23 protein-coding genes and 1 tRNA gene are annotated in these 26537 nt (G+C 64.5%); 13 read left to right on the top strand and 11 right to left on the bottom strand.

Features of this window, described 5'->3' with window-relative positions:
* Nucleotides 1–12 precede the first annotated feature (12 nt).
* From FBX97_RS06315 to FBX97_RS30005, 4 genes are all read left to right on the top strand, one after another.
* Nucleotides 13–1611, top strand: a complete 1599-nt coding sequence (locus FBX97_RS06315; RefSeq protein WP_141829605.1) for a PQQ-binding-like beta-propeller repeat protein — start codon at nucleotides 13–15, stop codon at nucleotides 1609–1611.
* Between the two features lie 175 nt (nucleotides 1612–1786).
* The gene (locus tag FBX97_RS06310; RefSeq protein ID WP_255517322.1) at nucleotides 1787–2791 is read left to right on the top strand and encodes a PHB depolymerase family esterase; all 1005 of its coding nucleotides are present in this window, start codon (nucleotides 1787–1789) and stop codon (nucleotides 2789–2791) included.
* Nucleotides 2792–3065: 274 nt separating this feature from the next.
* Nucleotides 3066–4259: an aminotransferase class V-fold PLP-dependent enzyme gene (locus FBX97_RS06305; protein WP_141829603.1), complete on the top strand. Its 1194-nt coding sequence runs from the start codon at nucleotides 3066–3068 to the stop codon at nucleotides 4257–4259.
* Between the two features lie 101 nt (nucleotides 4260–4360).
* The gene (locus FBX97_RS30005) at nucleotides 4361–4495 is read left to right on the top strand and encodes a hypothetical protein (protein ID WP_255517321.1); all 135 of its coding nucleotides are present in this window, start codon (nucleotides 4361–4363) and stop codon (nucleotides 4493–4495) included.
* Nucleotides 4496–4660: 165 nt separating this feature from the next.
* On the opposite strand, the gene FBX97_RS06300 is transcribed toward FBX97_RS30005, so the two are convergent.
* Nucleotides 4661–5296, bottom strand: coding sequence for a hypothetical protein (locus tag FBX97_RS06300; RefSeq protein ID WP_141829601.1), 636 nt, complete (start codon nucleotides 5294–5296; stop codon nucleotides 4661–4663).
* 332 nt (nucleotides 5297–5628) lie between these two features.
* Between FBX97_RS06300 and FBX97_RS06295 the strand changes: the two genes are divergently transcribed.
* The 4 genes from FBX97_RS06295 (at nucleotide 5629) to FBX97_RS30455 (ending at nucleotide 9656) form a co-directional block, all read left to right on the top strand.
* Nucleotides 5629–7152, top strand: coding sequence for a pilus assembly protein TadG-related protein (locus tag FBX97_RS06295; RefSeq protein WP_141829599.1), 1524 nt, complete (start codon nucleotides 5629–5631; stop codon nucleotides 7150–7152).
* Complete coding sequence (locus FBX97_RS06290) at nucleotides 7149–7643, top strand: TadE/TadG family type IV pilus assembly protein (protein WP_141829597.1); 495 nt, start codon at nucleotides 7149–7151, stop codon at nucleotides 7641–7643. The genes FBX97_RS06295 and FBX97_RS06290 overlap by 4 nt, the downstream gene beginning before the upstream one ends.
* Nucleotide 7644: 1 nt before the next feature.
* Nucleotides 7645–8253, top strand: coding sequence for a TadE/TadG family type IV pilus assembly protein (locus FBX97_RS30000; RefSeq protein ID WP_141829596.1), 609 nt, complete (start codon nucleotides 7645–7647; stop codon nucleotides 8251–8253).
* A 119-nt stretch (nucleotides 8254–8372) separates the two neighbouring features.
* Nucleotides 8373–9656: a zinc ribbon domain-containing protein gene (locus FBX97_RS30455; protein WP_370457201.1), complete on the top strand. Its 1284-nt coding sequence runs from the start codon at nucleotides 8373–8375 to the stop codon at nucleotides 9654–9656.
* Between the two features lie 286 nt (nucleotides 9657–9942).
* Here FBX97_RS30455 and FBX97_RS06275 read toward each other — a convergent pair.
* The 4 genes from FBX97_RS06275 to FBX97_RS06260 form a co-directional block, all read right to left on the bottom strand.
* Nucleotides 9943–10017: transfer RNA gene (locus FBX97_RS06275), tRNA-Val, on the bottom strand.
* Between the two features lie 78 nt (nucleotides 10018–10095).
* Nucleotides 10096–10803 (bottom strand): DNA polymerase III subunit epsilon, encoded by a 708-nt coding sequence (gene dnaQ, locus FBX97_RS06270; protein ID WP_141829592.1) that lies wholly within the window; start codon nucleotides 10801–10803, stop codon nucleotides 10096–10098.
* A gap of 81 nt (nucleotides 10804–10884) precedes the next feature.
* Nucleotides 10885–11325, bottom strand: coding sequence for a ribonuclease HI (gene rnhA / locus FBX97_RS06265; RefSeq protein WP_141829590.1), 441 nt, complete (start codon nucleotides 11323–11325; stop codon nucleotides 10885–10887).
* Nucleotides 11326–11340: 15 nt separating this feature from the next.
* Complete coding sequence (locus FBX97_RS06260; protein WP_141829588.1) at nucleotides 11341–12138, bottom strand: class I SAM-dependent methyltransferase; 798 nt, start codon at nucleotides 12136–12138, stop codon at nucleotides 11341–11343.
* Between the two features lie 30 nt (nucleotides 12139–12168).
* On the opposite strand from FBX97_RS06260, the gene gloB reads away from it, so the two are divergent.
* A complete protein-coding gene (gene gloB, locus FBX97_RS06255; RefSeq protein WP_141829586.1) occupies nucleotides 12169–12993 on the top strand; it encodes a hydroxyacylglutathione hydrolase in 825 nt (274 codons plus the stop codon).
* 54 nt (nucleotides 12994–13047) lie between these two features.
* On the opposite strand, the gene aceB is transcribed toward gloB, so the two are convergent.
* Entirely contained in the window at nucleotides 13048–14637 is a 1590-nt protein-coding gene (gene aceB / locus FBX97_RS06250) for a malate synthase A (protein ID WP_141829585.1), read from the bottom strand.
* 136 nt (nucleotides 14638–14773) lie between these two features.
* Here aceB and FBX97_RS06245 point away from each other — a divergent pair, with 136 nt between their 5' ends.
* Nucleotides 14774–15688, top strand: coding sequence for a LysR family transcriptional regulator (locus tag FBX97_RS06245; protein ID WP_141829583.1), 915 nt, complete (start codon nucleotides 14774–14776; stop codon nucleotides 15686–15688).
* A 111-nt stretch (nucleotides 15689–15799) separates the two neighbouring features.
* On the opposite strand, the gene FBX97_RS06240 is transcribed toward FBX97_RS06245, so the two are convergent.
* The 4 genes from FBX97_RS06240 to FBX97_RS06225 all read right to left on the bottom strand — a co-directional run bounded on the left by FBX97_RS06240 (nucleotide 15800) and on the right by FBX97_RS06225 (nucleotide 19169).
* Complete coding sequence (locus FBX97_RS06240; RefSeq protein ID WP_050408059.1) at nucleotides 15800–16003, bottom strand: cold-shock protein; 204 nt, start codon at nucleotides 16001–16003, stop codon at nucleotides 15800–15802.
* A gap of 315 nt (nucleotides 16004–16318) precedes the next feature.
* The gene (locus tag FBX97_RS06235) at nucleotides 16319–16693 is read right to left on the bottom strand and encodes an Hpt domain-containing protein (protein ID WP_141829581.1); all 375 of its coding nucleotides are present in this window, start codon (nucleotides 16691–16693) and stop codon (nucleotides 16319–16321) included.
* 19 nt (nucleotides 16694–16712) lie between these two features.
* Nucleotides 16713–17363, bottom strand: coding sequence for a uracil phosphoribosyltransferase (gene upp, locus FBX97_RS06230; protein ID WP_141829580.1), 651 nt, complete (start codon nucleotides 17361–17363; stop codon nucleotides 16713–16715).
* A 108-nt stretch (nucleotides 17364–17471) separates the two neighbouring features.
* Nucleotides 17472–19169, bottom strand: coding sequence for an isovaleryl-CoA dehydrogenase (locus tag FBX97_RS06225; RefSeq protein WP_141829578.1), 1698 nt, complete (start codon nucleotides 19167–19169; stop codon nucleotides 17472–17474).
* Nucleotides 19170–19491: 322 nt separating this feature from the next.
* Here FBX97_RS06225 and FBX97_RS06220 point away from each other — a divergent pair, with 322 nt between their 5' ends.
* Nucleotides 19492–21240, top strand: a complete 1749-nt coding sequence (locus FBX97_RS06220; protein WP_141829576.1) for a bifunctional diguanylate cyclase/phosphodiesterase — start codon at nucleotides 19492–19494, stop codon at nucleotides 21238–21240.
* Nucleotides 21237–22733, top strand: a complete 1497-nt coding sequence (locus FBX97_RS06215; RefSeq protein ID WP_255517320.1) for an HDOD domain-containing protein — start codon at nucleotides 21237–21239, stop codon at nucleotides 22731–22733. Before FBX97_RS06220 ends, FBX97_RS06215 begins: the two co-directional genes overlap by 4 nt.
* A 169-nt stretch (nucleotides 22734–22902) precedes the next feature.
* Here FBX97_RS06215 and aroC read toward each other — a convergent pair whose 3' ends face one another.
* On the bottom strand, nucleotides 22903–23997 hold the full coding sequence (gene aroC / locus FBX97_RS06210) for a chorismate synthase (RefSeq protein WP_141829574.1): 1095 nt from the start codon (nucleotides 23995–23997) through the stop codon (nucleotides 22903–22905).
* A gap of 227 nt (nucleotides 23998–24224) precedes the next feature.
* On the opposite strand from aroC, the gene FBX97_RS06205 reads away from it, so the two are divergent.
* Nucleotides 24225–26525: an EAL domain-containing protein gene (locus FBX97_RS06205; protein ID WP_141829573.1), complete on the top strand. Its 2301-nt coding sequence runs from the start codon at nucleotides 24225–24227 to the stop codon at nucleotides 26523–26525.
* Nucleotides 26526–26537 lie beyond the last annotated feature (12 nt).

Here is a 26537-nt window from a genome sequence, read left to right as displayed (position 1 = left end):
TCGAGGAATGCCATGCGACCATTTACCGTGTTTCTGGGTACGACCGCGCTCGCCGTCGCCATGCCCGTGCTGCATGCCGCGCCGGTCGCCGACTGGCCGAGCTATAACCGGACCGTCGCCTCCGAACGCTTTTCGCCGCTCGACGCCATCAAGCCTGCGAATGCGGGCGCCATGAAGATCGTGTGCAGCTACGATACCGGCGAATCGACCGGCTTCCAGTCCGGGCTGGTGCAGGTCGATGGCGCCCTGTTCGCCACCACCGAGCACGACACCTTTTCCATCAATCCGGACACGTGCAAGCTGAACTGGCGCATGCACGAGGAGTTCAAGAACAGCTACCTGGGCGCCCAGCGCGGCGTCGCCATCGAAAAAGGCCGCGTGTTCCGCGGCGCGTCGAACGGCTCGGTCTATGCGTATGACGAGAAGACCGGTGCGCGCCTGTGGCATACGCAGATCGCCGACCAGGAAAAAGGCGAAACCGTACCGGCCGCGCCGATCGTCTGGAACGGCCTGGTCTTCATCGGCAATGCCGGCGGCGACAACCGCGGCGTCAAGGGACGCATGTACGCCCTCGACGCCGCGACCGGCAAGATCGTCTGGGAGTACTACCTGGTGCCGAAATCGGCCGCCGACCCGACCCGCGGTCCGCAGGGCAGCGGCGCGCCCCCGGCCGCGACCTGGAACAATGCCCCCGGCGTGGAAATCACCGGCGGCGCCACCTGGACCTCGTATTCGCTCGATCCCGCAAGCGGCGAACTGTACGTCCCGGGCGGCAATCCGGCGCCCGACTTCGCCAAGCACCTGCGCAAGGGCGAGAACCTGTACGCCGGCTCGGTCGTCGTGCTCGATGCCAAGACCGGCGCCTACAAGCGCCATTTCCCGATCGTGCCGGAAGATTTCCACGACTACGACGTGTCGTCGGCCCCGGCGCTGTTCACCGCCCGCAACGGCACCGACATCATGGCCTTGAGCCCGAAGGACGGCTTCCTCTACGCCTTCGAGCGCAAGAGCGGCAAGCGCCTGTACCGGCTGCCGATGACCACCCAGTTCAACACGGGCGCCCCGCTGTCGCCCAAGGGCACGCGCTTCTGCCCCGGCACCCAGGGCGGCTCCGAATGGAACGGGCCGGCCTACGACCTGGCCCACGACGCCGTGCTCAGCGGCCAGGTCGACTGGTGCACGACCGTGCGCGTCGACGGCGACGACAAGATCGCCTCGGTGTCGAAGGGCCAGGCCTGGTCCGGTTCATCGAAGGACGGCTTCGGCAAGAACGACCCGAAAGCCAGGTGGGGCGGCTGGCTGACCTCGGTCGATGCGGTCTCCGGCAAGCAGCGCTGGCGCTTCAAGGCGCCGAATCCGATCATCGGCGCGGTGACCCCGACCGCCGGCGGCGTGGCCTTCTTCGGCGACATGGGCGGCAACTTCTATGTGATCGACAGCGCCAGCGGCAAGGTACTGTGGAAGCGTGCGCTGGGTGGGGCCGTCAGCGGCGGCGTGATCACCTACGACACCGGCGCCGGACAAAAGGTGGCGGTCAGCACCGGCCTGCAATCGAAGATCTGGCCGACGCCGAAGGCGACGGCGCAGATCCAGGTGCTGGCGGCCGAGTAGCCGGGTGTTTTCCTGCGCGGCGGCCGTGCAGGACCCGGCTGGCGCTCCTGTTCCTCGCCGTGCATCGTGTCGGCGTGATCTCCTACACGACGACGGCTCAGCATTGCCTATGCTGCAGCGCAGCATCGTGTGACACTGGCACAAATACAAGGACTCAGCGCCTGAAGGGAGCCAGATGATGTTACATACGATGCTGGACGCATGGTCGTCCTTCGCCCTTTCCCCGTTCGCCCCGGCCCGCGCATCCAGCGGCGGGACATTCACCGCCGACCGTTACCACGGCGACGCCCGATCCTTGCGCTACAAGCTGTTCGTGCCGGGCGGGCATGGCGACGACCCGCTGCCGCTGGTCGTCATGCTCCACGGCGGCGGCCAGGACGCCGACGATTTCGCCCTCGGCACCGGCATGAACGAGCTCGCGCAGGAAGCCGGCTACCTGGTCGCCTACCCCGAGCAACCGGCCGACGCCAACTGGAGCCGCTGCTGGAACTGGTTCGACGATGGCCACCACCAGCGCGGCCGGGGCGAACCTGCCCTCATCGCCGGCGTCGTGCGCAAGGTCATGGCCGAGCACGCGGTCGACCGGACGCGCGTGTACGTCGCGGGCCTGTCCGCCGGCGGCGCCATGGCGGTCATCCTCGGCAGGACCTATCCCGATCTGTTCGCCGCCGTCGGCTGTCATTCCGGCCTGGCGTACGGCAGCGCCACCGACCACTATGGCGCGATGCTGGCCATGCGCGACGGCGCCGCCGCGCCGGCACCGGTGCGCGGGAATGCGCCGTCCGGCGTGCCGACGATCGTCTTCCACGGTGACCAGGACAGCACCGTGCATCCGAATAACAGCGCCGGCGTGATTCAGCAGACCATCGATGCCTACACGGCGCAAACGCCGCGCGGACGGCTTGCGCTGTCGTTGTCGCAGGAGCGAGGGGAGATGGCCGGCCGCGGCTTCACCCGGCACGTCCACAAGAGTCCCGCGGGGAACATCCTGGCCGAGCACTGGACGCTCGACGGCGTCGGCCACGCCTGGTGCGGCGGCAACCGGCGCGGCAGCTACACCGAGGCGGGCGGCCCGGACGCCAGCCGCGAGATGCTGCGTTTCTTCCTGCGCCACCAGTGCACGGGGGCACGCGACGCGCTGGATCCGGTCGAACCCGAGGTCGCCGTGCAGCCGGGTTGACGGAACACCGACCGGCGCTTCGTCACTGCCACCGGCCGTTGGTGGCGGGGTGTCGTTCGGTCGCCTTTCGTTTGTCGGTTAGTTGCACTTCTTGGATCGGAATGCCTCTGCAACGTGCTTGACCAACTGCCGCCATACGCGTCAAGGCCAACGTCGCGCCGACAGCAAGCGGACCTGGGCTCGTGAAAAACCGCATAAGGATGTGCACATTCGGTCGTTCATTTTTGTAAGGGACGCGGTTAAGGTGGGTTTTCCTCCATCCACCAGGACCGTCATGACCGAAGCCCTCACGCCTAGCCGCGCCGCGGCGCCCTGTTGCAGCCCCGCCGACCTCCCCGCGCCGGCGGCGCGTCCCATCTACCTGGACTACGCGGCCACCACGCCGGTCGATCCGCGCGTCGCCCAGAAGATGCTGGTCTACATGACTGAAAAATTCGGCAACCCGGCCAGCTCCTCCCACGCTTTCGGCCAGGATGCCGCCTTCGCGGTGGAACGTGCCCGCACCCAGGTCGCGGCCCTGATCGGCGCACGCGCCGGCGACATCGTCTGGACCTCCGGCGCCACCGAATCGAACAATCTCGCCATCAAGGGTGCGGCGCACGCCAACCGCGCCAAAGGCCGGCACCTGGTCACGGTGGCGACCGAGCACAAGGCGGTGCTCGACACCATGCGCCGGCTGGAGGGCGAAGGCTACGAAGTCACCTACCTGCAGCCGCAGGCCAGCGGCCTGGTCGACCCGGCCACCTTCGAGGCGGCGCTGCGGCCGGATACCATCCTGGCCTCGGTCATGCTGGTCAATAACGAGATTGGCGTGATACAGCCGGTGGCGGCACTCGGGCGCATCTGCCGCGCACGCGGCATCCTGCTGCACGCCGACGCGGCGCAGGCGGCCGGCAAGATGCCGGTCGACGTCGAGCAGCTGCAGGTCGACCTGCTGTCGCTGAGTGCGCACAAGCTGTACGGCCCCAAGGGCATCGGCGCGCTGTACGTGCGCAGCGACCCGCAAGTCCGGCTGGAGGCGCAGATGGACGGCGGTGGGCATGAAAAGGGCCTGCGCTCCGGCACGCTGCCGAGCCACCAGATCGTCGGCATGGGCGAGGCCTGCGAACTCGCCCGCCTGGAACTGGCTGGCGAAACATCGCGCATCGCGGCCTTGCAGGAACGCCTGCGCAGCGGCCTGGCGGCCCTGCCCGGCGTGCGCTTCAACGGCGACCTCGCACAGCGCATTCCGCACAACGTCAACGTCAGCTTCAGCGGCACCGGCGGGCTGGCGGACAAGCTGCCCGGCATTGCGGTGTCCGCCGGCTCCGCCTGCAATTCGGCCAGCGCCGCGCCCTCGTATGTGCTGCGCGCGATCGGGCTGAGCGATGCGCAGGCGCGCAATGCGGTGCGCATTTCGCTGGGCCGCTATACCGGCGCCGCCGACGTCGATTATCTGCTGCTGCAATTGCGGCTGGCGCTGCGCTAGGGTAAGCGAGACCGCTTCGCGGACCGCTGGGCGCCTTGTCTGCGTGGGACGTTCAGTCAGTCGCCCTGCGCCACTGCGGTCAGCTGTTGCCGCAGCCAGCGATGCGCAGGATCCTTCGTCCGATCGAAGGCTTCTCGACCGCTGGCGGCTTGATCGATGCGGTCAGCCGCTTCGGCAAGACCGTCAAGCTCAAAGCCGACCGCTACTACAGCGACATCTGTCGAGCAACACCATGAAGGGCGGCGAACCATCGACGTGACGTTCACGCTGACCAACCGCGGCGACGCGGACCCGCCTCGTGCGGGTTTTTTTTCGATCGTCGCCGGTTGCCCCGGCAGGTTCGGCCAGATCACCCCGGGTGTGCCGGCCGTACGACTTCGACACGGAAGTGGTGCAGAACGCTAGTTGTGTACGATTGCATCTTCGGAAGACTGCAAGCGGACCTTCCCAGCCTCTCCACTCGTCGTGGCGCCAGGCTTCCGATACGTGGCGAGTACCAGGCAAATGGCGATAAACCAGAGAAGCCATGCGTCAAGCATGTAGGGAAACAGGTCCATCAGAGTCCCTCCAGGTACACGGGCTCCTCCAGCTACCAGGGGCCCTCCGGCGCCCACGACCAGCGCTGCAGTGGAGATGAAGAAGTGCCGCAGGCAAAAACTGATTTTGGACCATGGGAAAAAGACCAGTCCAGCTACAGAGAACGCGAAAAAGGAGCAGGAACCGGACTGTATCGAGAGCCCCCATAGCCCCCCGATCCCTGCCAATGCCAGGCAAGGCAACACGTCACTGGTGACGAATCCGCTCGACGGCACCCGGGTGCCAGCATCAGGACTGCTGAATCCGGGCCACCATGTCCTGCACCTCCGCAGCGCGAGCGTAGAAATAATGCCGCCCATCAGCGTGATCATGAGATGCAAGCGAATTCCGCTGCCTAGCTGGAAAAGCAGGATTTCAAACACACCCCAGCCAAGAATTGCGCAGAAAAATACGCTGAACGTAAGGTTTGCTGTTACAGACTCTATTTTTCTCAGAATCATGATGATCGGTTTCCGACGTCTGTGGCCCGAGGATGCGACGTTTATGAATTGCAGGAAACTTATAGTCTGTTCTGCTTCGAAATCTGCCTCAAGCAAACATCTGCCTAAGTTTGATGCGGATCAGTAATCGCCCGACCATTTGCGACATCAACAAACCCTGACTATTGACCGCGCCTCTCGCTCGCTGCCCAAGTGCCGGCAGTGTTGCAGGTTCTCGGCATCCCAATCGAGATTGCCGGAAATCAATGCCACAGCGGTGCTCAACCTTAAAATTTACCTTGATTCTTTCTAATTGATATATCGCAAATGCCGTTCGGTGCAGGAGGAACGCGATGAAAGATAAGGTGACTACGCTGAATCGGGATTCCTCTTTCTTGAAAAGCTGGTCATCCTCGCGTGCCGGTTACGGAATAAAACAGGAAACCGGTGCAATTGCGATCATGACCGTATTGCTTCTTCCCGTTATCCTGGGTTTTTTCATGCTTGCTCTCGATCTCTCGCGGATCTACAACCGGCAAGCTGAAATGCAGATTCTGGCCGATGCAGTTGCGCTTGCAGCAGCAAAAAAACTGGATGGAACAAGCGCAGGCGTCAATGCGGCGCTGACTGCTGCGCAGCAAGTCGTGGAGGATCAGGTGAATGGGCCAAAGTATGCCTATCTGCACAATATGACCTGGGAGAACGCCGCGATAACATTCGGTGCTTCACACGAAGCTGGCAGCGGCTGGAAATCGAGTGGGGACGCGGCAGCTTCTCCTGCTGGGCTGGTGTTTGTAAAAGTGGACACCAAGCTGCTGAGCGGAAAGTATGGAAAAGTCGCCCTGTTCTTCGCGCCGATCATATCGGCATCGTTCAGTTCCGTCGAAGTCGGCCACGTCACGATTGCAGGCAAGGGCCGCCTTCAGGTGACGCCGCTGGCCATTTGCGCCATGTCGTCCACGCCGCGTGACAAGCGCCCGAACTCGAACGGCGCCCAGTACGATGAGCTGATCGAATACGGTTTTCGCCGTGGCGTGGGCTATGACCTCATGAACCTCAATCCAAAGGGGCCGGGTCCCATGAGTTTCCAGGTCGATCCGGTTTCATTGGCAGGCAGCGGCGCCGCGGCATCCAATCTCGACCCATCGATTTACGCAGCATATATCTGCACAGGAACGATGGCCGTCCGGCAGGTGACGGGTGCAACGGTTGCCGTCCAGAGCCCGTTTCCAATCGGTACGTACTTCGGTCATCTCAATTCCCGTTTTGACCCTTATTCGGGGACCTGCGACGTCAACAACTCGCCGCCCGACAGCAATGTCAAGCAATACGCGTTTGCCGGGGTGAGCTGGATGTCCACGAAGGCTACAGTCCAGGTCGCAAAACAGGATTTCGCGACAACCACAAAGCTGCAGACGGTTGCCGAGATCGGACCGACGAATTACCCGACTGCCGTGGATTACGGCGTGCTCTGGTCTTTTGCTCGCGCGGTCCCCTGGTCGTCCGTTACCAATCCGAATGCACCGGAACCGCCCGGGGGCTATACGCCCTTCGCTGCAACTTCACCCAACATCTGGAGCAAGCTGTACGGCTCGACGTCGACAATCGGGACTTATCCGGCATCGGCGCCTTATCTCATGGCCAGTGGTGGCGCCTATTTTCAGAGCCCGGCAGTGGCACGCAGGCCCGGCACCGCGAACAGACGGGTTCTGAACATACCTCTGCTTTCCTGTCCAGTAACCGGCTCTACCGCGACGGTGCTTGGAACCGGGAAATTCTTGATGACGACACAAGCCAGTGCCACCTCACTCTATGCAGAATTTGGTGGTCTCACGACAGAAGATCAGCTGGGTGGGCCAGTGGAGATCTATCAATGAAAGCATCGATTCGAAAACCGTCCTTGCGTAGACGAGGCAGCATTGCCGTCGAGTGCGCAATCGTACTTCCCTTTTTGCTGATTATGATCAGCGGCATGCTGTTCTTTGCGCGGGTTTTCTGGTGCTATACCGTTGCAGAAAAAGCCGCGCACGATGCCGCCAGGTTCATGGCGACCACAACGCTCAGGGAAATTACGCCATCGTCGACCGGCAGCGACGTGCCAGTTGCTCTTTTGGCAGAGAAAATCGCGAGGGATGAGATAGCAGAATTGAACCCTGGCGCGGGCATCGCCGTTTCGGTGCAGTGCTATGCAGGCAGCCCTACGCCATACTGGGATCACTGTTTCGGCATCGACGTGCCAAAGAAGGTCATGGTACGCGTCACCGTCCCGGTCTACGACTCGTTCTTTGATCCATTTACATCAGTCTTTACCGATGGTGGACCAATCGTCCTCAGGGCAGTCATGGCAACCGACTATGTAGGAGGCTGACGTGAAGAAGCCAACTATCCGGCGCCCGGTGAGGCATGCAGAGAGCGGCGTGGCAGCAGTCGAATTTGCGCTTGTAGCGATTCTGTTCTTCATCGTCGTGTTCGGGATCCTTGAGATCGCCCGGATAATGTACATGTACAACACACTTGCCAACGTTACCCGGAGCGCAGCGAGAGCCGCCGCAAATATCGACTGGCGCAGCACCGCCGATCTGGATCTTGCAAAGCAGCATGCGATGTTGCGAGCCTCCCCCGGGGAACTTCCATTCGGTGCGCCGGTCACCGACCGGCACATTCGCATCGACTACATTTACCTGAAACAGGGAGCGACGACGACTTACGAACCAATTCCGGCCGCAAGCATGCCCGGCAGCCCGGGCCGGAATCGTCAAAACTGCCTCACAAATCCCTACGGAAGCGCAACCAGCCCATCCAATACCTGTATTCGTATGGTTCGGGCCCGGATATGCAAACCCGATTCCGATTGCGCACCGGTCAATTACCAAATGCTGATCCCGTTACTGAACCTGGGCGTAACGCTGCCGACGTCTACGACGATCGTCAGTGCGGAGACGCTGGGCTATCACGCCGGCGATCCGGTCTCCCCCTGAGCGAACAGCTGTATTCATGGCTGCCGCACCTGATCTTCGCTCCGAAGCGCATCCAGGAAAACGCACAGGCGCAATTCCATAACTTCCTGGCGCTGGCCGCGACCCTGACAAGTTTCAGCATGTGCTGGCTGCTATTCGGGCAAGCCAGGGCCAGCGGCTGGATCGGCATCGCGTATGCGGCGTTCAGCCTTCCCTTGATCCTGCGACCGATGGTCGCGCAGACGCATGCGTCGAATGGCCAGGTCGCGGGACGCGTGGCTGTTGGGCAGAGGTGGCTGGTCACGCTGATTTTGCTGGCGGTCCTTGGCCCGGTGGTGCTGGCGATGGCTCGTAACGCCTTGCCGGATATCGGCAGCTTTTCGATCAATGGCTCGCTGCTGGTCGCGCTATTGGCGGCGCTGGCCGGGTGCGTGGTATTCGGCCTGGCGCTCAGGAATCAGCTGCAAGCTCCCCCGCAGTCGGTCGGCGTCGCGCGCGTCGCCGATACCGTGACCATGAACGCCCATCCGAACAAGCTGCTCGAGGAAATCGATCGCGTCATGATGGCGCGCTGGTACCAGAACATTCCGAACCGCCGCTATGCGCGCCGGTCGCCCGAGATCCACGGCCAGCAAGGTCGCTTTGAAGCGGAACTCTTCGAGGAAACCCAGCCGCGGCCGCAAGCGAATCGCACGGTTGCCAAGCTGGCCGATGCGTTCGCCTTACCTCAGTTCCGCTGGCTGGCCGCGCTGTCGGCACTGGCAACCATGTACATGCTGGCCGGCACCCTCTTCGCGGTCGAGACCGTGAACCATATCCTCGATGGCGAGCCGGTATCGTCGACCATGAGCCAGGCGACGAGCATGCTGGCGGTCGGCGAATTCTGCCGCAAGGCGGCGCATGCGTTATGGGGACGGTTCGACTTCGTATCCGAGCTCGTCTGGGTAGAAATCAGCGGCAGTTTCGAATCGGCGCGCCTGAACGTCGGCAACCAGCTTGCGGGCAATGTGCAGACCTCGAAGAACGTGATCAACGTGGAAAGCATGACCATGCGCGTGTGGGTTTCGGAAATCGACTCGGTCATTTTCGGGAAGAATGCGTGGCGCCAGCTGATCGGCATGCGCGGGATGCCGCAGCGCGCCGAGGAACTGGCTGGCGTGCTGAAACAGTTCGGCGAGACGCGTTCGATGGTCGTCGCGCCGACGTCCGCCAGTGACCTCGACCGCGCGCAGCGCATAGGTGCCATGGGCAAACTGGTCGACGACCAAGCGACCGATGCGCGTGGCCAGCAGGAACTGCGCGCGCAGCAGGCGCAGGTCATCGCGATCACCCGCCCTGCAGAATGCCATCACTGCGGCGCCACCCTCGACGACGACGCGCGTTTTTGCGGCGACTGTGGCTTACCGGTGACCACACCGGCCTGAGGGGATTCGCGCCAGGCCATCAGCGTCTTCGAGGTTCCGTGCTTCATGAGCCATCATCGTTTTCACAGTGTCTGGTCTCCGGATGAGCATCACCTCTGTCGGCGCAGAATTCCCATCCATGCCGTCACGCCGACGCTTGCAGTCCCATCAAAAATGCGCGACAAAAACAAAAAGGCCAGCTGAGCGCTGGCCTTTATTGTTGCGTTCGAATTCCCCGAATTCCCCTCAAGTTGTTTTTCTCAACTCGCTACGGCAATCCAAGTCTTTGAATTCAAACGCTGAATCCTGGTGGGCGGTGCAAGTTTCGAACTTGCGACCCCAGCAGTGTGAATGCTGTGCTCTACCCCTGAGCTAACCGCCCTGCTTTACTACTATCTACTGCTTTGCTGCGTTTGCATCGCTGCAATGACGAGCATTATAGGGGGAGTTTTGCGTTTTGTCACCCCTGCAGAGAATATTTTCTCCAAAGACATTCACCTTTCACCCCCTTGTCGAGCGCAGCCAGCACTTTGTCGTGCTCGGCGAGCTCGTCGTCGGCCGCGGCGATCACGATGATCTCGCCCAGCGGACCGGCATCGACCAGCTGGGCGCCGCCCGATGCTTCGACCTCGACATCCATCGACAGCATGTTCTGCCCGCGCGTCATGGCCAGGTAGACGTCGGCCAGCAGTTCCGAGTCGAGCAATGCGCCGTGCAGCTTGCGGTGCGCATTGGAGACGCCGTAGCGGTCGCACAGCGCGTCCAGCGAGTTGCGCTTGCCTGGGTGCAGTTCCTTGGCATTCACCAGGGTGTCGATCACGCCGCTGCAATGGTCGACGAAGGGCGGCAGGCCGGCGCGCTGGAATTCGTGGTTCAGGAAGCCCAGGTCGAACGGGGCGTTGTGGATGATGATTTCGGCGCCCTGGCAGAATTCGCGCAGTTCGTGCGCGATCTCGTGGAACTTGGGCTTGTCGCTGAGGAATTCCGTGGTCAGGCCGTGCACCGCCAGCGCGCCCTCGTCCGAGTCGCGCTCGGGGTTGACGTAGCGGTGGAAATTGTTACCGGTAAGCTTGCGGTCCAGGATTTCGACGCAGCCGACTTCGACGATACGGTCGCCGGTGCGCGGGTTGAAGCCTGTGGTTTCGGTATCGAGAACGATTTGGCGCATGCGCGTGAAGATCAATCTAAAGCGTGGAAAGAATCACCCAGTATACCAGCGAAGGCCCGCGCAGGTCGGGCCCCGCAACGTTCAGCGCTTGACCGACGCCGCCCCCATGTTGGCCAGCGAATCGGCCCGTTCATTGCCCGGATGGCCGTTGTGGCCGCGCACCCAGCGCCATTCGACCGCGTGCTGCTGCTGGGCGGCGTCGAGCGCCTTCCACAGGTCGTCGTTCTTGACCGGTTCCTTGGCCGCCGTCTTCCAGCCGCGCGCCTTCCAGCCGTGGATCCATTCCGAGATGCCTTTCTGGACGTACTGGCTGTCGGTGTGCAGCACCACCTGGCACGGGCGGTTGAGCACGCCGAGCGCTTCGATCACCGCACGCAGTTCCATGCGGTTGTTGGTCGTGTTCGGCTCACCGCCGAAGATTTCCTTCTCGTGGCCGCCATCGGCGACCAGCAGCGCGCCCCAGCCGCCGGTGCCCGGATTTCCCTTGCAGGCGCCGTCGGTAAAAATCTCAACTTTGGTCATGCTGCGTTGCTTCCTTTATTGTTCGGATGATTGATGCCGCTCATTGCGGTTGGTCGCCGGCACGACGACCGGCGCCTTGCCCGGCTTTTTGTTCCAGGCCGGACCGATGATGTTCATGCCCTTGACGCGCTTGATCGCATGCACGATATAGACCGCGCCCAGGTAGGGCCACCAGCGCCGCCCGGCACCCTCGACGAAGGCGAAGCGGTTCAGCCATTGCGTGGTGCGAAACGGCGGTGCATAGCAGCCGAAATAGTTGCGCGAAGGGGCAAGATTCAGCAATTTTAACCAGTCTTTGAGACGTGGCAAAGAGATGAACTCGCCCGCGGTCGGCAGGTAATCGCTGCTGGTGAGGCGCCCCATGCCCTGGCGGATGCCCCACATGCTGGCTGGGTTGAAGCCGCAGATGATGACCTGCCCTTCCGGGATCAGCACCCGTTCGACTTCGCGCAGCACCTGGTGCGGCTCGGCCGCGAACTCGAGTACGTGCGGCAACACTACCAGGTCCAGGCTCTGCGACGCGAACGGCAGGTCGGCAAAGTCGAGCGCAACCGCGATCTGCTTGCCGCCGGCCGCGTAGGCCAGCTCGTCCGCGGTCGAGGTGCGCGTTGCCGCCTGCCACTTGTTCGGCATGCGGTTGGCGGCCAGCGCGTCGATCTGCGGTACGCCGATCTGGATCGCGTTGAAGCCGAAGATGTCGGCGGTCAGCTCGTCCAGGCAGGCCTGCTCCCAGGCGCGCACGTACGCGCCCGCCGGCGATTGCAGCCAGCGGTCGAGCGCTATAATGGATTTTTCGGATGCCACGCCGTCCATGCAACCCCTTGTTCGATCCCACATTCTCATATGACCCAATCGCCGACCCCGACTCCCACCAAACTGGCCGTTCTGACGGTGCCTGCGTTCAAGGACAACTACCTCTGGCTCATCCACGATGGCGTCCATGCGGCAGTGGTCGACCCCGGCGATGGCGAACCCATCCTCGAGGCGCTGCGGGCGAATGGGCTTACCCTGACTGCCATTTTACTCACCCATCATCATGCTGACCACACCGGGGGCGTCCCGCTCCTGCTCGAACAGGCTCGGTTGCAGCATGCTGACGTACCTGTGTTCGGCCCGCGCAATGACGGCATCAAGGCGGTGACGCATCCGCTGGACGAAGGCGACCGGGTGCAGGTGCCCGGACTGGACCTGAGTTTCTCGGTGCTGGACGTGCCGGGCCATACGCTCGGCCATATCGCCTACGTGCGCGAAGACGACGACGTCCACTGGCTGTTCTGCGGCGATACGCTGTTCGGTGCCGGCTGCGGCCGCCTGTTCGAAGGCACGCCGGCGCAGATGGCCGCGTCGCTCGGCAAGCTGGCGGCCCTGCCCGACGATACCCTGGTGTATTGCGCGCACGAGTACACGCTGTCGAACCTGCGCTTTGCGGAAGCCGTGGAACCGGATAACCGGGCGCTGCAGATGCGGGTGGCGGCCGACAGCCAGGCGCGCGGCACGCATTTGCCGACGGTGCCGTCGACGATTGCGATCGAAAAGGCGACCAATCCTTTCCTGCGCTATCGGGAACCGGCGATTGTGGACAGCCTGGTGGCTGCTGGACGGCTGGCGCGTGGCGCGGAGCCGGTGGCGGCGTTTGTCGCCTTGCGGGAATGGAAGAACGTGTTCTGATTAGCGCTTGCGCGGCTTGAACGCGTGGACGGCGGCGCCGTCCACGCAGTTACCTTAAATTTCCTCGTACAGCGGCAGCGTCAGGAACTCGGCAAACTCTTCCGATGTCGACATCTGCTCGAAGATCTCCGCGGCGCGCGCATAGCTCGGATTGTCGCCATTCGGTGCCGCCGCCTTGGCATTGGCCAGTTCTTCCGGGATCATCGCGCGCACCATCTCGGCCGTGACCTTGCGGCCGTCTTCCAGCACGCCTTTCGGGGTACGGATCCACTGCCACACCTGGGAGCGGCTGATCTCGGCCGTGGCCGCGTCTTCCATCAGGTTGTGGATCGGCACGCAGCCATTGCCGGCCAGCCATGCGCCCAGGTAGTGGATGCCGACGTTGATGTTGTAGCGCAGGCCGGCTTCGGTGATCGGGGCTTCCGGCTTGAAATCGAGCAGTTGAGCTGCCGTCACTTCGACATCCGGGCGCTGTTTCTCGATCTGGTTAGGCTTGTCGCCCAGCACCTTCTTGAACTCGGCCATGGAAGCCTCGACCAGGCCCGGGTGGGCAACCCAGCCGCCGTCATAGCCGTCGGTGGCGTCACGCGACTTGTCGCCGATCACGCCAGCCATCGCGGTGGCATTCTTTTCCGGATCGTTCTTGATGGGGATCAGGGCCGACATACCGCCGATTGCCGGCGCGCCGCGCTTGTGGCAGGTCTTCAGCAACAGCAGCGCATAGGCGCGCATGAAGGGCGCCGTCATCGTCACTTTCGGGCGGTCTGCCAGGCAGAAATTCTTGTCCAGCTTGAACTTCTTGATACACGAGAAAATGTAGTCCCAACGGCCTGCGTTCAGGCCGGCGCTGTGTTCGCGCAGTTCGTACAGGATCTCGTCCATTTCGAAGGCGGCCACGATGGTCTCGATCAGCACCGTCGCCTTGATCGTGCCCTGCGGCAGCCCGAGCTCGTCCTGGGTCATCTTGAAGATGTCGTTCCACAGGCGTGCCTCGAGATGGGATTCCATCTTCGGCAGATAGAAGTACGGGCCGGCGCCGCGTGCCAGCAGTTCCTTGGCGTTGTGGAATATGAACAGCGCAAAGTCGAAGATGCCGCCGGAGACGCGCTTGCCGTCGACCAGCACGTGTTTTTCGTCGAGGTGCCAGCCGCGTGGACGCACGACCAGGGTCGCGACCTTGTCGTTCAGCTTGTACTGCTTGCCGTTCTGTTCCAGCGAAATCGTGCGGCGCACGGCGTCGCGCATATTGATCTGGCCGGTGATCTGGTTGTCCCAGTTCGGGGTGTTCGAATCCTCGAAGTCGGTCATGTAGCTGTCCGCGCCCGAGTTCAGCGCGTTGATGACCATCTTGCGCTCGACCGGGCCGGTGATTTCGACGCGGCGGCATTCCAGCGCCTTCGGGATCGGCGCGATTTTCCAGTCACCGTCACGGATGTGGGCGGTTTCAGGCAGGAAGTCCGGGCGCTCGCCGGCGTCCATCCGTTTGGCGCGCTCGACACGGGCGGCCAGCAGTTCCTGGCGGCGCGGCTCGAACGTGCGGCTCAGCTTCGCTACCAGCGCGAGCGCTTCCGGCGTGAGGATTTGTTCGTATTCCGGCTTGATCTCGGCCCGGATCTCCATTCCGGCTGGGGTGGCGATGGTCATGGCATGCTCCTGTTTTGATGATGAATTTGGTGTTTGCTGTTCTCTCAAGTATATTCACTTCCGCATCACTAAACGAGATAATAAATATATTCATCTGTGCGTATAAGTCACAGATGAGCGAGGAGCCGACGCCGCGATGGACCATTTCCGCCAGATCTCCACCTTCGTCGAGGTGGTCGCGCGCGGCAGCCTGTCCGCCGCCGCCCGCGCCGAGGGCATCGCCCCGGCCATGATCGGCCGCCGCCTCGATGCGCTGGAAAGCCGGCTCGGCGTCAAGCTGCTGCAGCGGACCACGCGCAAGCTGGCGCTGACCGACGAGGGCGCGGCCTTCCTCGAGGACTGCCAGCGCATCCTCGCCGAGCTCGATGAAGCGGAGTCGGCGGTGTCGGAGCGCAGTGCGCGCGCCAGCGGCCACCTGCTGGTGTCGGCGCCGGCCGGCTTCGGGCGCCAGCACGTGGCGCCGTTGCTGCCCTCCTTCCTGGCCGAGCACCGCGAGGTGAGCGTCAATCTCAACCTGAGCGACCGCCTGGTCGACGTGGTCGGCGAAGGCGTCGACGTGGCGATCCGCATCGCCAGCCTCGAGGATTCCAACCTGGTCGGGGTCAAGCTGGCGGACAACCACCGTGTCGTGGTAGCGGCGCCCGTTTACCTGAAGCGCCATGGCACGCCGCAGACGCTGGAAGACCTGGCGCGCCACAACTGCCTGGCGATCAGCAGCGCCGGCAGCCAGCGCGGCTGGACCTTCCGCGAACACGGCAAGGCGGTCACCTTGAAAGTGGGCGGCAACATGGTGTGCAACGACGGCACGGTGCTGCACGCCTGGGCGCTGGAAGGCCGTGGCCTGGCCTGGCGTTCGATGTGGGAAGTGGGGGCCGATATCGAGGCCGGCCGTTTGCTGCCGGTATTGGAGCAATATGCCGCGCCCGGGAACGATATCCATGCAGTGTTCGCGCAGCGGCGGCATTTGCCCTTGCGCATCCGCGTGTTCGTCGATTTTCTACGCCGGGCATATTCCCAGCCGGACTATTGGCGGAATAAGTCAGCGATCTGACAGAACTGATGAGTTTACAATCAGAAATAATAAGCGGAGACAAATCAAACAGGCAAAAAAAAATCCCCGGAAATTCCGAGGATTTTTTGCCAGACATGCAGCGGCGCTATATTACAGCGGCTGGATGTTCGAAGCTTGCTTGCCCTTCGGACCCGAGGTCACGTCGAACGAGACGCGCTGGTTTTCCTGCAGCGACTTGAAGCCGGCGCTCTGGATAGCCGAGAAGTGAGCGAACAGATCTTCGCCGCCTTCGTCCGGGGTGATGAAGCCAAAGCCCTTCGAGTCATTGAACCATTTTACGATGCCAGTTGCCATTACAATTTCCTATTTCAGTTAAAGTGGACTTGCGTCCGTTTACGATCGTTTGAAGAAGCAAGAAACAAATGACAGACTAACTGCACTGCTAACTCGAATCCAACGATCCCTAATTATACCGAATAAAACCAGATGTACACGGTTTTCGCAAAATAAAAAAAAGCATGTAACAATTCCTAAAACCAACTTTTACTGGCTCTTCGGCGATTCGTTACAAACGCCATTTGCGTCGGCAGTACGGTGAATATAGGTCATCGAGGATCGTAAAGTTTGTTCTGGATCAAACGTTTTCAGAACAGGAACCTTGCGGCAACGCTAAATAGCGGCCTCATCGTTAGGGTAGGCGGATTTTGGATCGTCCCGTCCCCAGGCCACGTACACGTCGAGTTCGGCCAACCAGGCTTCCCAATCTGCCGGCAGGACCGCGTCGAACGTGGTGAAGACGCGCAGCCGCTGCTCGAGCACGCGCGCCTGCGTGCCGAGCACCCGGAAACCGAAAGTCGCGGCCGAGCCGGCCAGCGTATGCAGGATCGCGTGCATCTCGTCCACCAGCGCCGCCTGCGGATGGGCCGGGTCGAAGGCCGCGCGCGCCTCGGACAGGCGTCCGAGCGTGTGCGGCAGGCTGGCTGCGAACTTGTCGTTCAGCTCCGACAGGCGGGTAAAGAATTCGGCATCGACCGCGTCGCTCATGTGCCCTCCCCCGTTGCGCTTACTTGGTGCCGAAGATTCGGTCGCCGGCATCGCCCAGGCCGGGGATGATGTAGGCGTGGTCGTTCAGGTGGCTGTCGAGCGACGCCACGTACAGCTTCACGTCCGGATGCGCCCTGTGGAACACCTCGACGCCTTCCGGCGCGGCCACCAGGGCCAGGAACAGGATCTGGTCGTCGGGCACGCCGCGCTTCTTGAGCACGTCGACCGCATACACCGCCGAGTTGCCGGTGGCGACCATCGGATCGCACAGGATGAAGGTGCGTTCGGTGGTGTCCGGCAGGCGCACCAGGTATTCCACCGGCTGGTGGGTGGCGGGGTCGCGGAACACGCCGATGTGGCCGACGCGGGCCGACGGCACCAGTTCCAGCAGGCCGTCGCTCATGCCGATGCCGGCGCGCAGGATCGGGACGATCGCCAGCTTCTTGCCGGCGATGACCGGCGCGTCGATCGTGACCAGCGGCGTCTCGATCTGTTGCGTCGTCAGCGGCAGATCGCGCGTGATCTCGTAACCCATCAGCAGCGTGATCTCCCGCAGCAGCTCGCGGAAGGTGCGGGTCGAGGTGCCGCGGTCACGCATGTGCGTCAGCTTATGCTGAATCAGGGGATGGTTCAGGATGAACAGGTTCGGAAAACGCGGGTCTTGTTTCATTATCGACATGGAATGCGGTGGCTTGTGACTTGGTGGCCCGCATTATCCCAGCCGCGCGCCGCTTTGTCGCGTCTTTAACAACAAAAACTATTTGTTTCTTGATAGCAATTACGGTGTCTCGACCAGCGCCCGCGCCAGGATCGCCGCACTGTCGACCCCCTCCGGCAGACGTCCGAAGGCGCCGCCGGGTTCACGCGCGATACGCGAGGCGACGAAGGCATCGGCAACGTAATCCGGCGCGTGGCGCAGCAGCAGGCTGGCCTGCACCGCCAGCACCAGCCCTTCGGCCAGCCGGCGCGCGCCGAATTCGTCCTGTGCCGAGGCCGCCAAACCGTCGAGCAGGCGCGCCGCATGGGCATCGAAGCGCGCGTCGCGTCCGGCTGCCGGCGCCAGCTCGGTTTCCAGGGCGTCGCGCATTTCGGGTCCCCTGGCGATTGCCCGCAGCACGTCCAGGCACATCACGTTGCCGGAACCTTCCCAGATCGAATTGACGGGGAATTCGCGGTACAGGCGCGCCAGCGGTCCGTCTTCGACGTAACCGTTGCCGCCCATGACTTCCATCGCCTCGGCGCCAAAACCGGGACCGCGTTTACATATCCAGTACTTGCCGGCCGGGGTCAGGATGCGGGCCAGCAGCGCCTGGGCCGGACCGGCCACCGGGTCGCTCACCTGATCAAAACAGCGCGCCAACCTGAGCGAAAACGCCGTCGCCGCCTCGGATTCGAGCGCCAGGTCGGCCAGCACGTTCTGCATCAGCGGCTGCTGCGCCAGCGGCCGGCCGAAGGCGCTGCGCCCGCGCGCATGGTGCAGCGCATGGCACAACGCCGCGCGCATGATGCCGGCGCTGCCGAGCACGCAATCGAGGCGGGTGTGGCTGCCCATCTCGAGGATGGTCGGGATGCCGCGCCCTTCCTTGCCGATCATCCAGCCGACGGCGTCGCAGAATTCGACTTCGGACGAGGCGCTCGAGCGGTTGCCCAGCTTGTTCTTGAGGCGCTGCACGCGGATCGCGTTGCGGCTGCCGTCCGGCAGGAAGCGCGGCACGAAAAAGCACGATAAACCGGCACTGCCACCCTCGTCGGTCTGCGCCAGGATCAGGTGCGCATCCGACTGCGGCACCGAAAAGAACCACTTGTGGCCGACGATGTTCCAGGCGCCTTCGCCCTCGCCGCCGAAGCGCGCCCTTGCGCTGCCCGGGTCCAGCGGCGTCGCGCGGGTGGTGTTGGCGCGCACGTCGGTGCCGCCCTGTTTCTCGGTCATGCCCATGCCGACCAGGGCGCCGCGCTTCTGCCCGACCGGCAGCGAGCGCGGGTCATAGTCGCGCGACAGGATCTTCGGCAGCCAGCGCGCCGCGATGGCCGGGTTCTGGCGCAGCGCAGGCACCGAGGCGTAGGTCATCGTGACCGGACATTGCGTGCCGTTCTCGACCTGGCCGAACAGCAGGTAAGCGGCGGCACGCGCCACCTGCGCGCCCGGCTGGACGCCCTCCCAGGGCAGCGAATGCGCGCCGTTCCCGATCAGCAGGCCCATCAGTTCATGCCAGGCCGGGTGGAATTCGACCTCGTCGATGCGGCGGCCGTTGCGGTCGAAGTTGACCAGCCTGGGCGAAAACTCGTTGGCCAGCCGCGCCAGCTCGCGCACCGCCGCACTGCCGAGACGGGCGCCGAGCTGCTCCAGTCCCGGCGCCGCCCAGCCGCCGCCTTCGCGCGCCAGCCCTTCGCGCAGCGCCGGATCGCAGGCAAACAGGTTGACGTCGGCGAACGCCGACGCCTGGTTGAATACCTCGTGCGTATCGAAACGGTTCATGGGCGTCTCCCGGCAACTGTGAGTTCGCAGCGTGCTCGGTGTTGCAATGAAGCATCATCGATCACGCTCAAAAGTTTCCTAATTGCACTATATCGGCGACAATGCAAGGGTGGGGCGTCGATCGGCTTATCGATAAGGCAATCAGGCTAGCGCAAACATGCGTACCCGGCAAGCACCCGGCACCCAACGACGATGCGGCTTGTGCTTTTTAATGCTTATTGGAATCTTTCAGTGATACATTCTTTGCTGATTTGGTACACTCGGCAGTTTCCGACAGCACGCCCGACGTTCCGAACACGTTAAGAAAGCAACTATTTACACAATGGGCTCCAGTTCATCCGCTGCAGCGAAACAGGATCAGACACACGGGAGCCAGGCGGCGCAGGGTTCCAGCCTCGACCACCTGCTGGAAGCCGCCGGCGACGTCGTATTCCGCCTCGACCCGTCCGGCCTGATCCGCTTTGCCAGCCACCGTGCCCGCCAGCGCCTGGCCGCAGGCGCGCCGCTGGCCGGCAGCGCGCTGCCGCTGCTGGCGCCGGAGACCGACCAGGCAGCGCTGCGCAACGCGATCGTCGACGCTACCGCGCGCGGCGATGCCATCCTGGTCGAGGCACGGCTGCGCTGCGGCGAGCACGACACCTGGTTCGAACTGCGCGTCGCCCCCCTGGCCGGCGGCCATGACCTGCTGGCCGTGGGCCGCGACATGTCGGCCCAGCGCGCCACCGAACAGCAGCTGCGCCACATGGCGACCCACGATGCGCTGACCGAGCTGCCCAACCGGCTGCTGCTGTCCGACCGCATCCGCATGGTGATCGCCAACGCGCGCCGTTCGGGCCAGGGTTTTTCGATCGCCAACATCGGCCTGGACGGCTTCAAGAAGGTCAACGACGGCCTCGGCCACCCGGTCGGCGACGACATCCTGCGCCAGGCCGCGGCGCGCCTGCGCAAGACGCTGCGCGACAGCGATACGCTGGCGCGCGTCGGCGGCGACGAATTCGTGGCGGTGCTGCCCGGCACCTTGAGCCCGGCCCAGATCAAGCTGGTCACCGGGCGCCTGCTGGCGGCGCTGCAGTCGCCGTTCGAGGTCGGCAGCCACACGATCTACCTGGGCGCCTCGATCGGAGTCTCGGTATATCCCGAGCATGCCGAGGACGAGGTGCGCCTGCTGGCCCTGGCCGACGCCGCCATGGGCCGCGCCAAGGAAACCGGCGGCGCGCGCACCGTGGTCTACAGCGTGAAGGAAAGCGGACCTCCGCAGCACGACATCTCGCTGGAAGCGGCGATGTTCCAGGCCGTGCGCGAAGGCGAATTCCAGCTGTATTACCAGCCGATCGTGTGCTCGCGCTCGCGCCGCATCGAAGGCTTCGAGACGCTGATGCGCTGGAAGCACCCGACCCTTGGCATGGTGCCGCCGGTGCGCTTCATCCCGATCGCCGAAACCAACGGCCTGATCAACCTGCTGGGCGCATGGGCGCTGAAGGCAGCCTGCGCGCAGATCCGCCAGTTCGAGGAAGTCGCCAAGCGCGACCTCTACATCTCGGTCAACATCAGCCCGCGCCAGTTCCGCAACGACCGCTTCCTGGCGGTGCTCGACGATGCCCTCGCCTTTTCCGGCACCTCGGGCGACAAGCTGGTGCTCGAGATCACCGAGGGCACGCTGATGATCGATCCGGTGCACGCCGAAGCGATCCTGCAAAAGATGGCCGAGCGGCGCGCGCGCATCGCGATCGACGATTTCGGCACCGGCTACTCCTCGCTGGCCTACCTGAAGCGCTTCCCGATCTCGGTGCTGAAGATCGACCGCGCCTTCATCAAGGACTTGCCGGCGTCGGCCAAGGACGCGGCCATCTGCAACACCGTGCTCGACCTGGCCAAGCACCTTGGCCTGTCGGTGGTCGCCGAGGGCGTCGAGACCGAAGAACAACTGGGCTACATGGCATCGCGCGGCTGCGACTATGTGCAGGGCTACCTCACAGGCAAGCCGATGCCGGCCCACGTGGCCATGGCCGCCCTCAAGGAAAACCTGTACGCGGCGCTGCTGCCCGACGAACTACGAGCAGGCATACAATGAATGAGACAATCCAGCGCTCGCCGAAAGCCGAGGCCACCCTGGCCCTGCTGTGGGAACGCATCCGCAAGCGCGGCGACATGCCCGGCTTCACCCGTGCCATCACCGCCATCCTGGCCTCGATGCGCGGCGAGGACGAGCGCGACTTCTCGATGACCCAGACGGTGCTGTCGGATCCGGTGCTGACCCAGAAGGTGCTGCGCCTGGCCAACAGCGGCATGTACTCGGCCTTCGGCCAGCGCATCAACACCGTCTCCAAGGCGGTGCTGGTGCTCGGCACCGAAGCCATCGGCCACCTGGCGCTGGGCCTGAAGCTGATCGAGGAACTCGGCAAGTCGAGCCCGGACTCGCTGCAGGCCCACATCGAGATGGAAAAGGCGGTGCTGGCTGGGATGGTGGCGCAGAAGGTGGCGCTGCAGTCGGCCAGCCGCGATCCCGAGGAAGCCGTGGTGTGCTCGATCCTGCACTCGCTGGGCCGCATGATGGTCACCTTCTACCTGCCCGAGCACTGGATCCTGCTGCAGCAGCAGGCCGGCGGCGACGATGCCGGCCGCCAGGACGCCGCCGCGCACGACCATCTGGGCCTGTCGCTGGAACAGATCGGGCGTGCCACCGCCGAGCACTGGGGCCTGCCGCGCAACCTGACCGCCGGCATGCGCCGGGTCGAGCCGGGCGAGCGTTCCGACGCCTTCGGTCACGACGACTGGCTGGCGGCGCTCGGCACCATGTCCTCGCAATGCGCGGAATCGCTGTGGAACGGCGACGAAGCCGGCGCCGCGCGGGTGGCCGAGCTGGCCGCCGATTTTTCGGCGATGCTCGGCGTGGCCCCGGAAGCCATCGTCGGCGCCGTCGAAATGGCCAAGGCCGAAGCGGCCGCGGAACTGTCGATCGCGCCGCTGGCCAACCCGCCCGAGAAGCGCGCCCGCAGCGCCGCCAGCGCGCGCATGCGCGAGGCCGGCAACAAGGTCCTGCTGAGCGGCGTGAGCGACATGCGCGAGGCTGCAGCGGGCGGGGCCAGCGCCACCCCGGGCCAGATGATGTCGATGGCGATCGAGACCGCCTACCACGGCCTGTCGTTCACGCGCGCCTTCGGCTTCCTGCGCAGCCGCCGCGACGGCAAGTACAGCGCCAAGATCGGCCTCGGCGACGGCGCCAAGGCGATGCTGCCGCAGCTCGCCTTCGACGACAGCTACGAACCGAACGTGTTCTTCGCCGCGCTCGGCAGCGACCGCGTGATCTTCATCGAAAACGCGCACGACCCGAAGTTCGCCAGCAAGCTGCCGGGCTGGTGGAAGGCCTCGCTGGGCGACGGCCACTGCTTCGTGATCATCCCGCTGTGCACGCACGGCGAGCCGGTCGGCTTCATCTATGGCGACTGGGACGACCGCTATCCCTCGGTGTACCTGAACCAGACCGAGTTTTCGCTGCTGAACGATTTGAGGGCGCTGGTGGTGCAGACGGTGGAGCGGCGCCAGCAGGCCGAGGTGGCGAAGTAACCTGGCTTGCTGGCCGCGGCAAAGACAACAAGACGTAAACCAAGCACGTCGCCCCTGCGAAGGCAGGGGCCCAAGGTCTGCATGCGCTGACGTAATGCGTGCAAAATTGGGCCCCTGCCTGCGCAGGGGCGACGTTCATATGCCGACGGGAATCGCCAGCCGGCCGGTGTCAGCTCAAGCGCGGCGTACCGACCTTCACATCCCCGCACTGCCCGCGGTGCATCATCACATGATCGATCAGCACCAGCGCCAGCATCGCTTCCGCGATCGGCGTCGCCCGGATGCCGACGCACGGGTCGTGGCGACCGAAGGTCTCGACCGACACCGGGTTGCCGTCCTTGTCGATCGAACGGCGCGGCGTGCGGATCGACGAGGTCGGCTTGATCGCGATCGACACCGTGATGTCCTGCCCGGTCGAGATGCCGCCCAGCACACCCCCGGCATTGTTGCCGACGAAACCTTCCGGCGTCAGCTCGTCGCCGTGCTCGGAACCTTTCTGCGCCACCGAGGCGAAACCGGCACCGATCTCGACGCCCTTGACCGCATTGATCCCCATCATCGCATAGGCGATGTCGGCGTCCAGCTTGTCGTACAGCGGCTGGCCGAGGCCGACCGGCACGTTCTTCGCCACCACGTCGATGCGCGCGCCGATCGAGTCGCCGGCGCGGCGCAGCTCGTCCATCGCGGCTTCCATGCGCGCCAGCAGGTCGGCGTCGCCGGTGGCGGCGAAGAAGGGATTCGCATGCACGTGTTCCCAGCCCTGGAACGGCACCTCGATGTCGCCCAGCTGGCGCATGCAGCCCATGAATTCCATGCCGAAGCGCTCGCGCAGCCATTTCTTGGCGACGGCGCCGGCGCCGACCACCGGCGCGGTCAGGCGCGCCGACGAGCGGCCGCCGCCGCGCGGATCGCGCACGCCGTACTTGTGCCAGTAGGTGTAGTCGGCATGGCCGGGACGGAAGGTCTCGGCGATGTTGCCGTAATCCTTACTGCGCTGGTCCTCGTTCTGGATCAGCAGCGCGATCGGGGTGCCGGTGGTGACGCCCTGGTAGACGCCGGACAGGATCTGCACCCGGTCGGCTTCCTGGCGCTGGGTCACGTGGCGCGAGGTGCCCGGCTTGCGGCGGTCGAGCTCGGGCTGGATGTCGGCCTCGGACAGGGCCAGCCCGGGCGGGCAGCCGTCGATCACGCAGCCGATGGCCGGACCGTGCGACTCGCCGAAAGTGGTTACGGAAAACAGCTTGCCAAATGTGTTGCCGGACATAGAGAGGGACGCTTGTTCGAATGGAACGAAAGATTCTACCAGCACCGCGCCCTTTGGGCGACCTCCAGGCATGGCCGGCCGCGACATCATGCCACCGAAGTGTTTCCACGGAGAATTTTTTTCCTGTGGGGTGGTCATTGCATATATACTAGGCTCAACTTCACGACCGGCGTCGCGACCACGCCGCCGCAGTCGCCGATCCAATACGAGCATCTGGAGAAGCAGCAATGCCAGCATCGATTCCGCCCCCGGGCCCCGCGCCGGACGACGAGCTCGTGTTCGTCGTCGAGACGCCGGCCGCATCCGGCGGGACCGGGCACGCCGGCGAACCGGCCGTGCACGCCACCGGCGCCTGGCGCGTGATGATCGTCGACGATGACGCCGACGTCCATTCGACCACCACCTTCGCCCTGTCCAGCCTCGAAGTGCTGGGCCGGCCGCTGCATTTCGTGCACGCCTATTCGAACCAGGAAGCGCAGCGCCTGCTGGCGCGGGAGCGCGAGCTCGCCGCCAACCTGGCCGTGGTGCTGCTCGACGTCGTCATGGAACAGGCCGACGCCGGCCTGCACCTGGTGCGCCATATCCGCGAGACGCTCGGCATGCGCGACGTGCGCATCATCCTGCGCACCGGGCAGCCCGGCTACGTGCCCGAGATGGACGCGATCCGCGGCTACGACATCAACGACTACCGCACCAAGTCCGAACTGACGCGCACCAAGCTGTACACCAGCGTGGCGGCGGCGATCCGCGCCTACGACCAGCTGCGCGCGCTCGAAGACAGCCGCGCCGGCCTGGCGCGCGTGGTGCGCGCCAACGCCGAGCTGATGGCCCTGCACACCACCGAGGCGCTGTCCGCCGGCATCCTGCGCGAAGCCGCGCTGCTGCTCGGGCAACCCGCTAACGGCCTGCTGTGCGCCTGCCCGCCGGCGGCGCGCGTGCGCGACTGGACCGTGCTGGCGGCCAGCGGCGTCTGTGCCGCGGCTGCGGGCGGCGCCCGCGCCGCCATCCCGGCCGACGCCGGCGCCACCATCGCGCATGCACTGGCCGAACGGCGCAACATCTACCTGCCGGATTGCGTGGCGCTGTACTTCCGCGGCAATGCCGGCTATGGCTTCGCGGCCTGGCTGACGCTGGCGCACCCGGTCGACGAACTGCGCCGCAGCCTGCTCGACCTCTTCGCCAGCAGCATCGCGGTGGCGCTCGACAACGTGGCGCTGATGACGGCGCTGCAGCGCGCCGCCTTCCACGACGCCCTCACCGGCCTGCCCAACCGCACGCGCCTGGTGGAACTGGTCGACGAGCGCCTCGAGGCAGCAGCCGACACCACGCTGTGCATGGTCGATATCGACCACTTCGCCGAGACCAACGACGCCCTCGGCCACCAGTTCGGCGACGCCCTGCTGGTGGCGGTGGCGCAGCGCCTCGGCGCGCATCTCGAGGGCCGCCTCGACCAGTGCCCGAGCGCGGGGCCGAATCGCGGCCTGACGCTGGCGCGCATCGGCAGCGACGTGTTCTGCGTGCTGGGACGCGACGACGAGGTCGACCCGGTGGCGCTGCACGCGCTGTTCGACGAACCGTTCTCGATCGACGGCCAGGACGTGCAGGTGTCCGGCACGCTCGGGCTGGTGCGCCTGCGCGAGCACGACGGCAGCGGCGCCGACGCGCTGAAGGATGCCGACATCGCCCTGAAGCGCGCCAAGACCCAGCGCCGCGGCGGCCACTTCTATTTCTCGCGCGGGATGGGGGTCGAGATCCGCGAGCGGGTGCGCCTGATGCACGCGCTGCGCGGCGGCTTCGCGCGCGGCCAGCTGTTCCTGGCCTACCAGCCGCAGGTCGAGCTGGACGGGCGCCGCGCCTTCGGCGCCGAAGCCCTGCTGCGCTGGCGCCTGGAGGACGGCAGCAGCGTACCGCCCGACCGCTTCATCCCGATCGCCGAGTACTCCGGCCTGATCATCGAGATCGGCGAATGGGTGCTGCGCGAAGCCTGCTTCGAACTGATGCGGGTGCGCGCCGCCGGCCACCTGGACTTCACGATGTCGGTCAACGTCTCGCAGGTGCAGTTCCGGCATCCGCATTTCCTGGAGATGCTGTCGCGCGCCCTGCAGGATACCGGCGCGCCGCCGGAGCGGATCGAACTGGAGATCACGGAATCGATGGCGATGGAAGAACCCGATGTGCTGATCGAGCGCCTGGCCCAGATCAAGCGCACCGGCGTCTCGATCGCGATCGACGACTTCGGCACCGGCTTTTCGTCGCTGTCCTACCTGCAGCGGCTGCAGGTCGACCGCCTGAAGATCGACCGCACCTTCGTCTCGGAAATCACGGACGCGGCGCGCGGCAGCAGCATCGCCGAGATGGTGATCGAACTGGGGCGCAACCTGGGACTGTCGATCATTGCCGAGGGGGTCGAGGACGAACGCCAGGCGCAGATCCTGCAGTCGCTCGGCTGCCCGCTGGCGCAGGGCTACCTGTTTGCGCGGCCGCTGACTCCGGAGCAGCTGATCGAGTGGCTGGCGTCGGCAGGCTGACCCGTCGCCCTG

The sequence above is a fragment of the Herbaspirillum sp. SJZ107 genome (assembly GCF_006715485.1).
Classification (GTDB): Bacteria; Pseudomonadota; Gammaproteobacteria; order Burkholderiales; family Burkholderiaceae_D; genus Telluria.
Note: the sequence above shows the minus strand (reverse complement) of the source record. Positions and strands in the feature narration are given on the sequence as shown.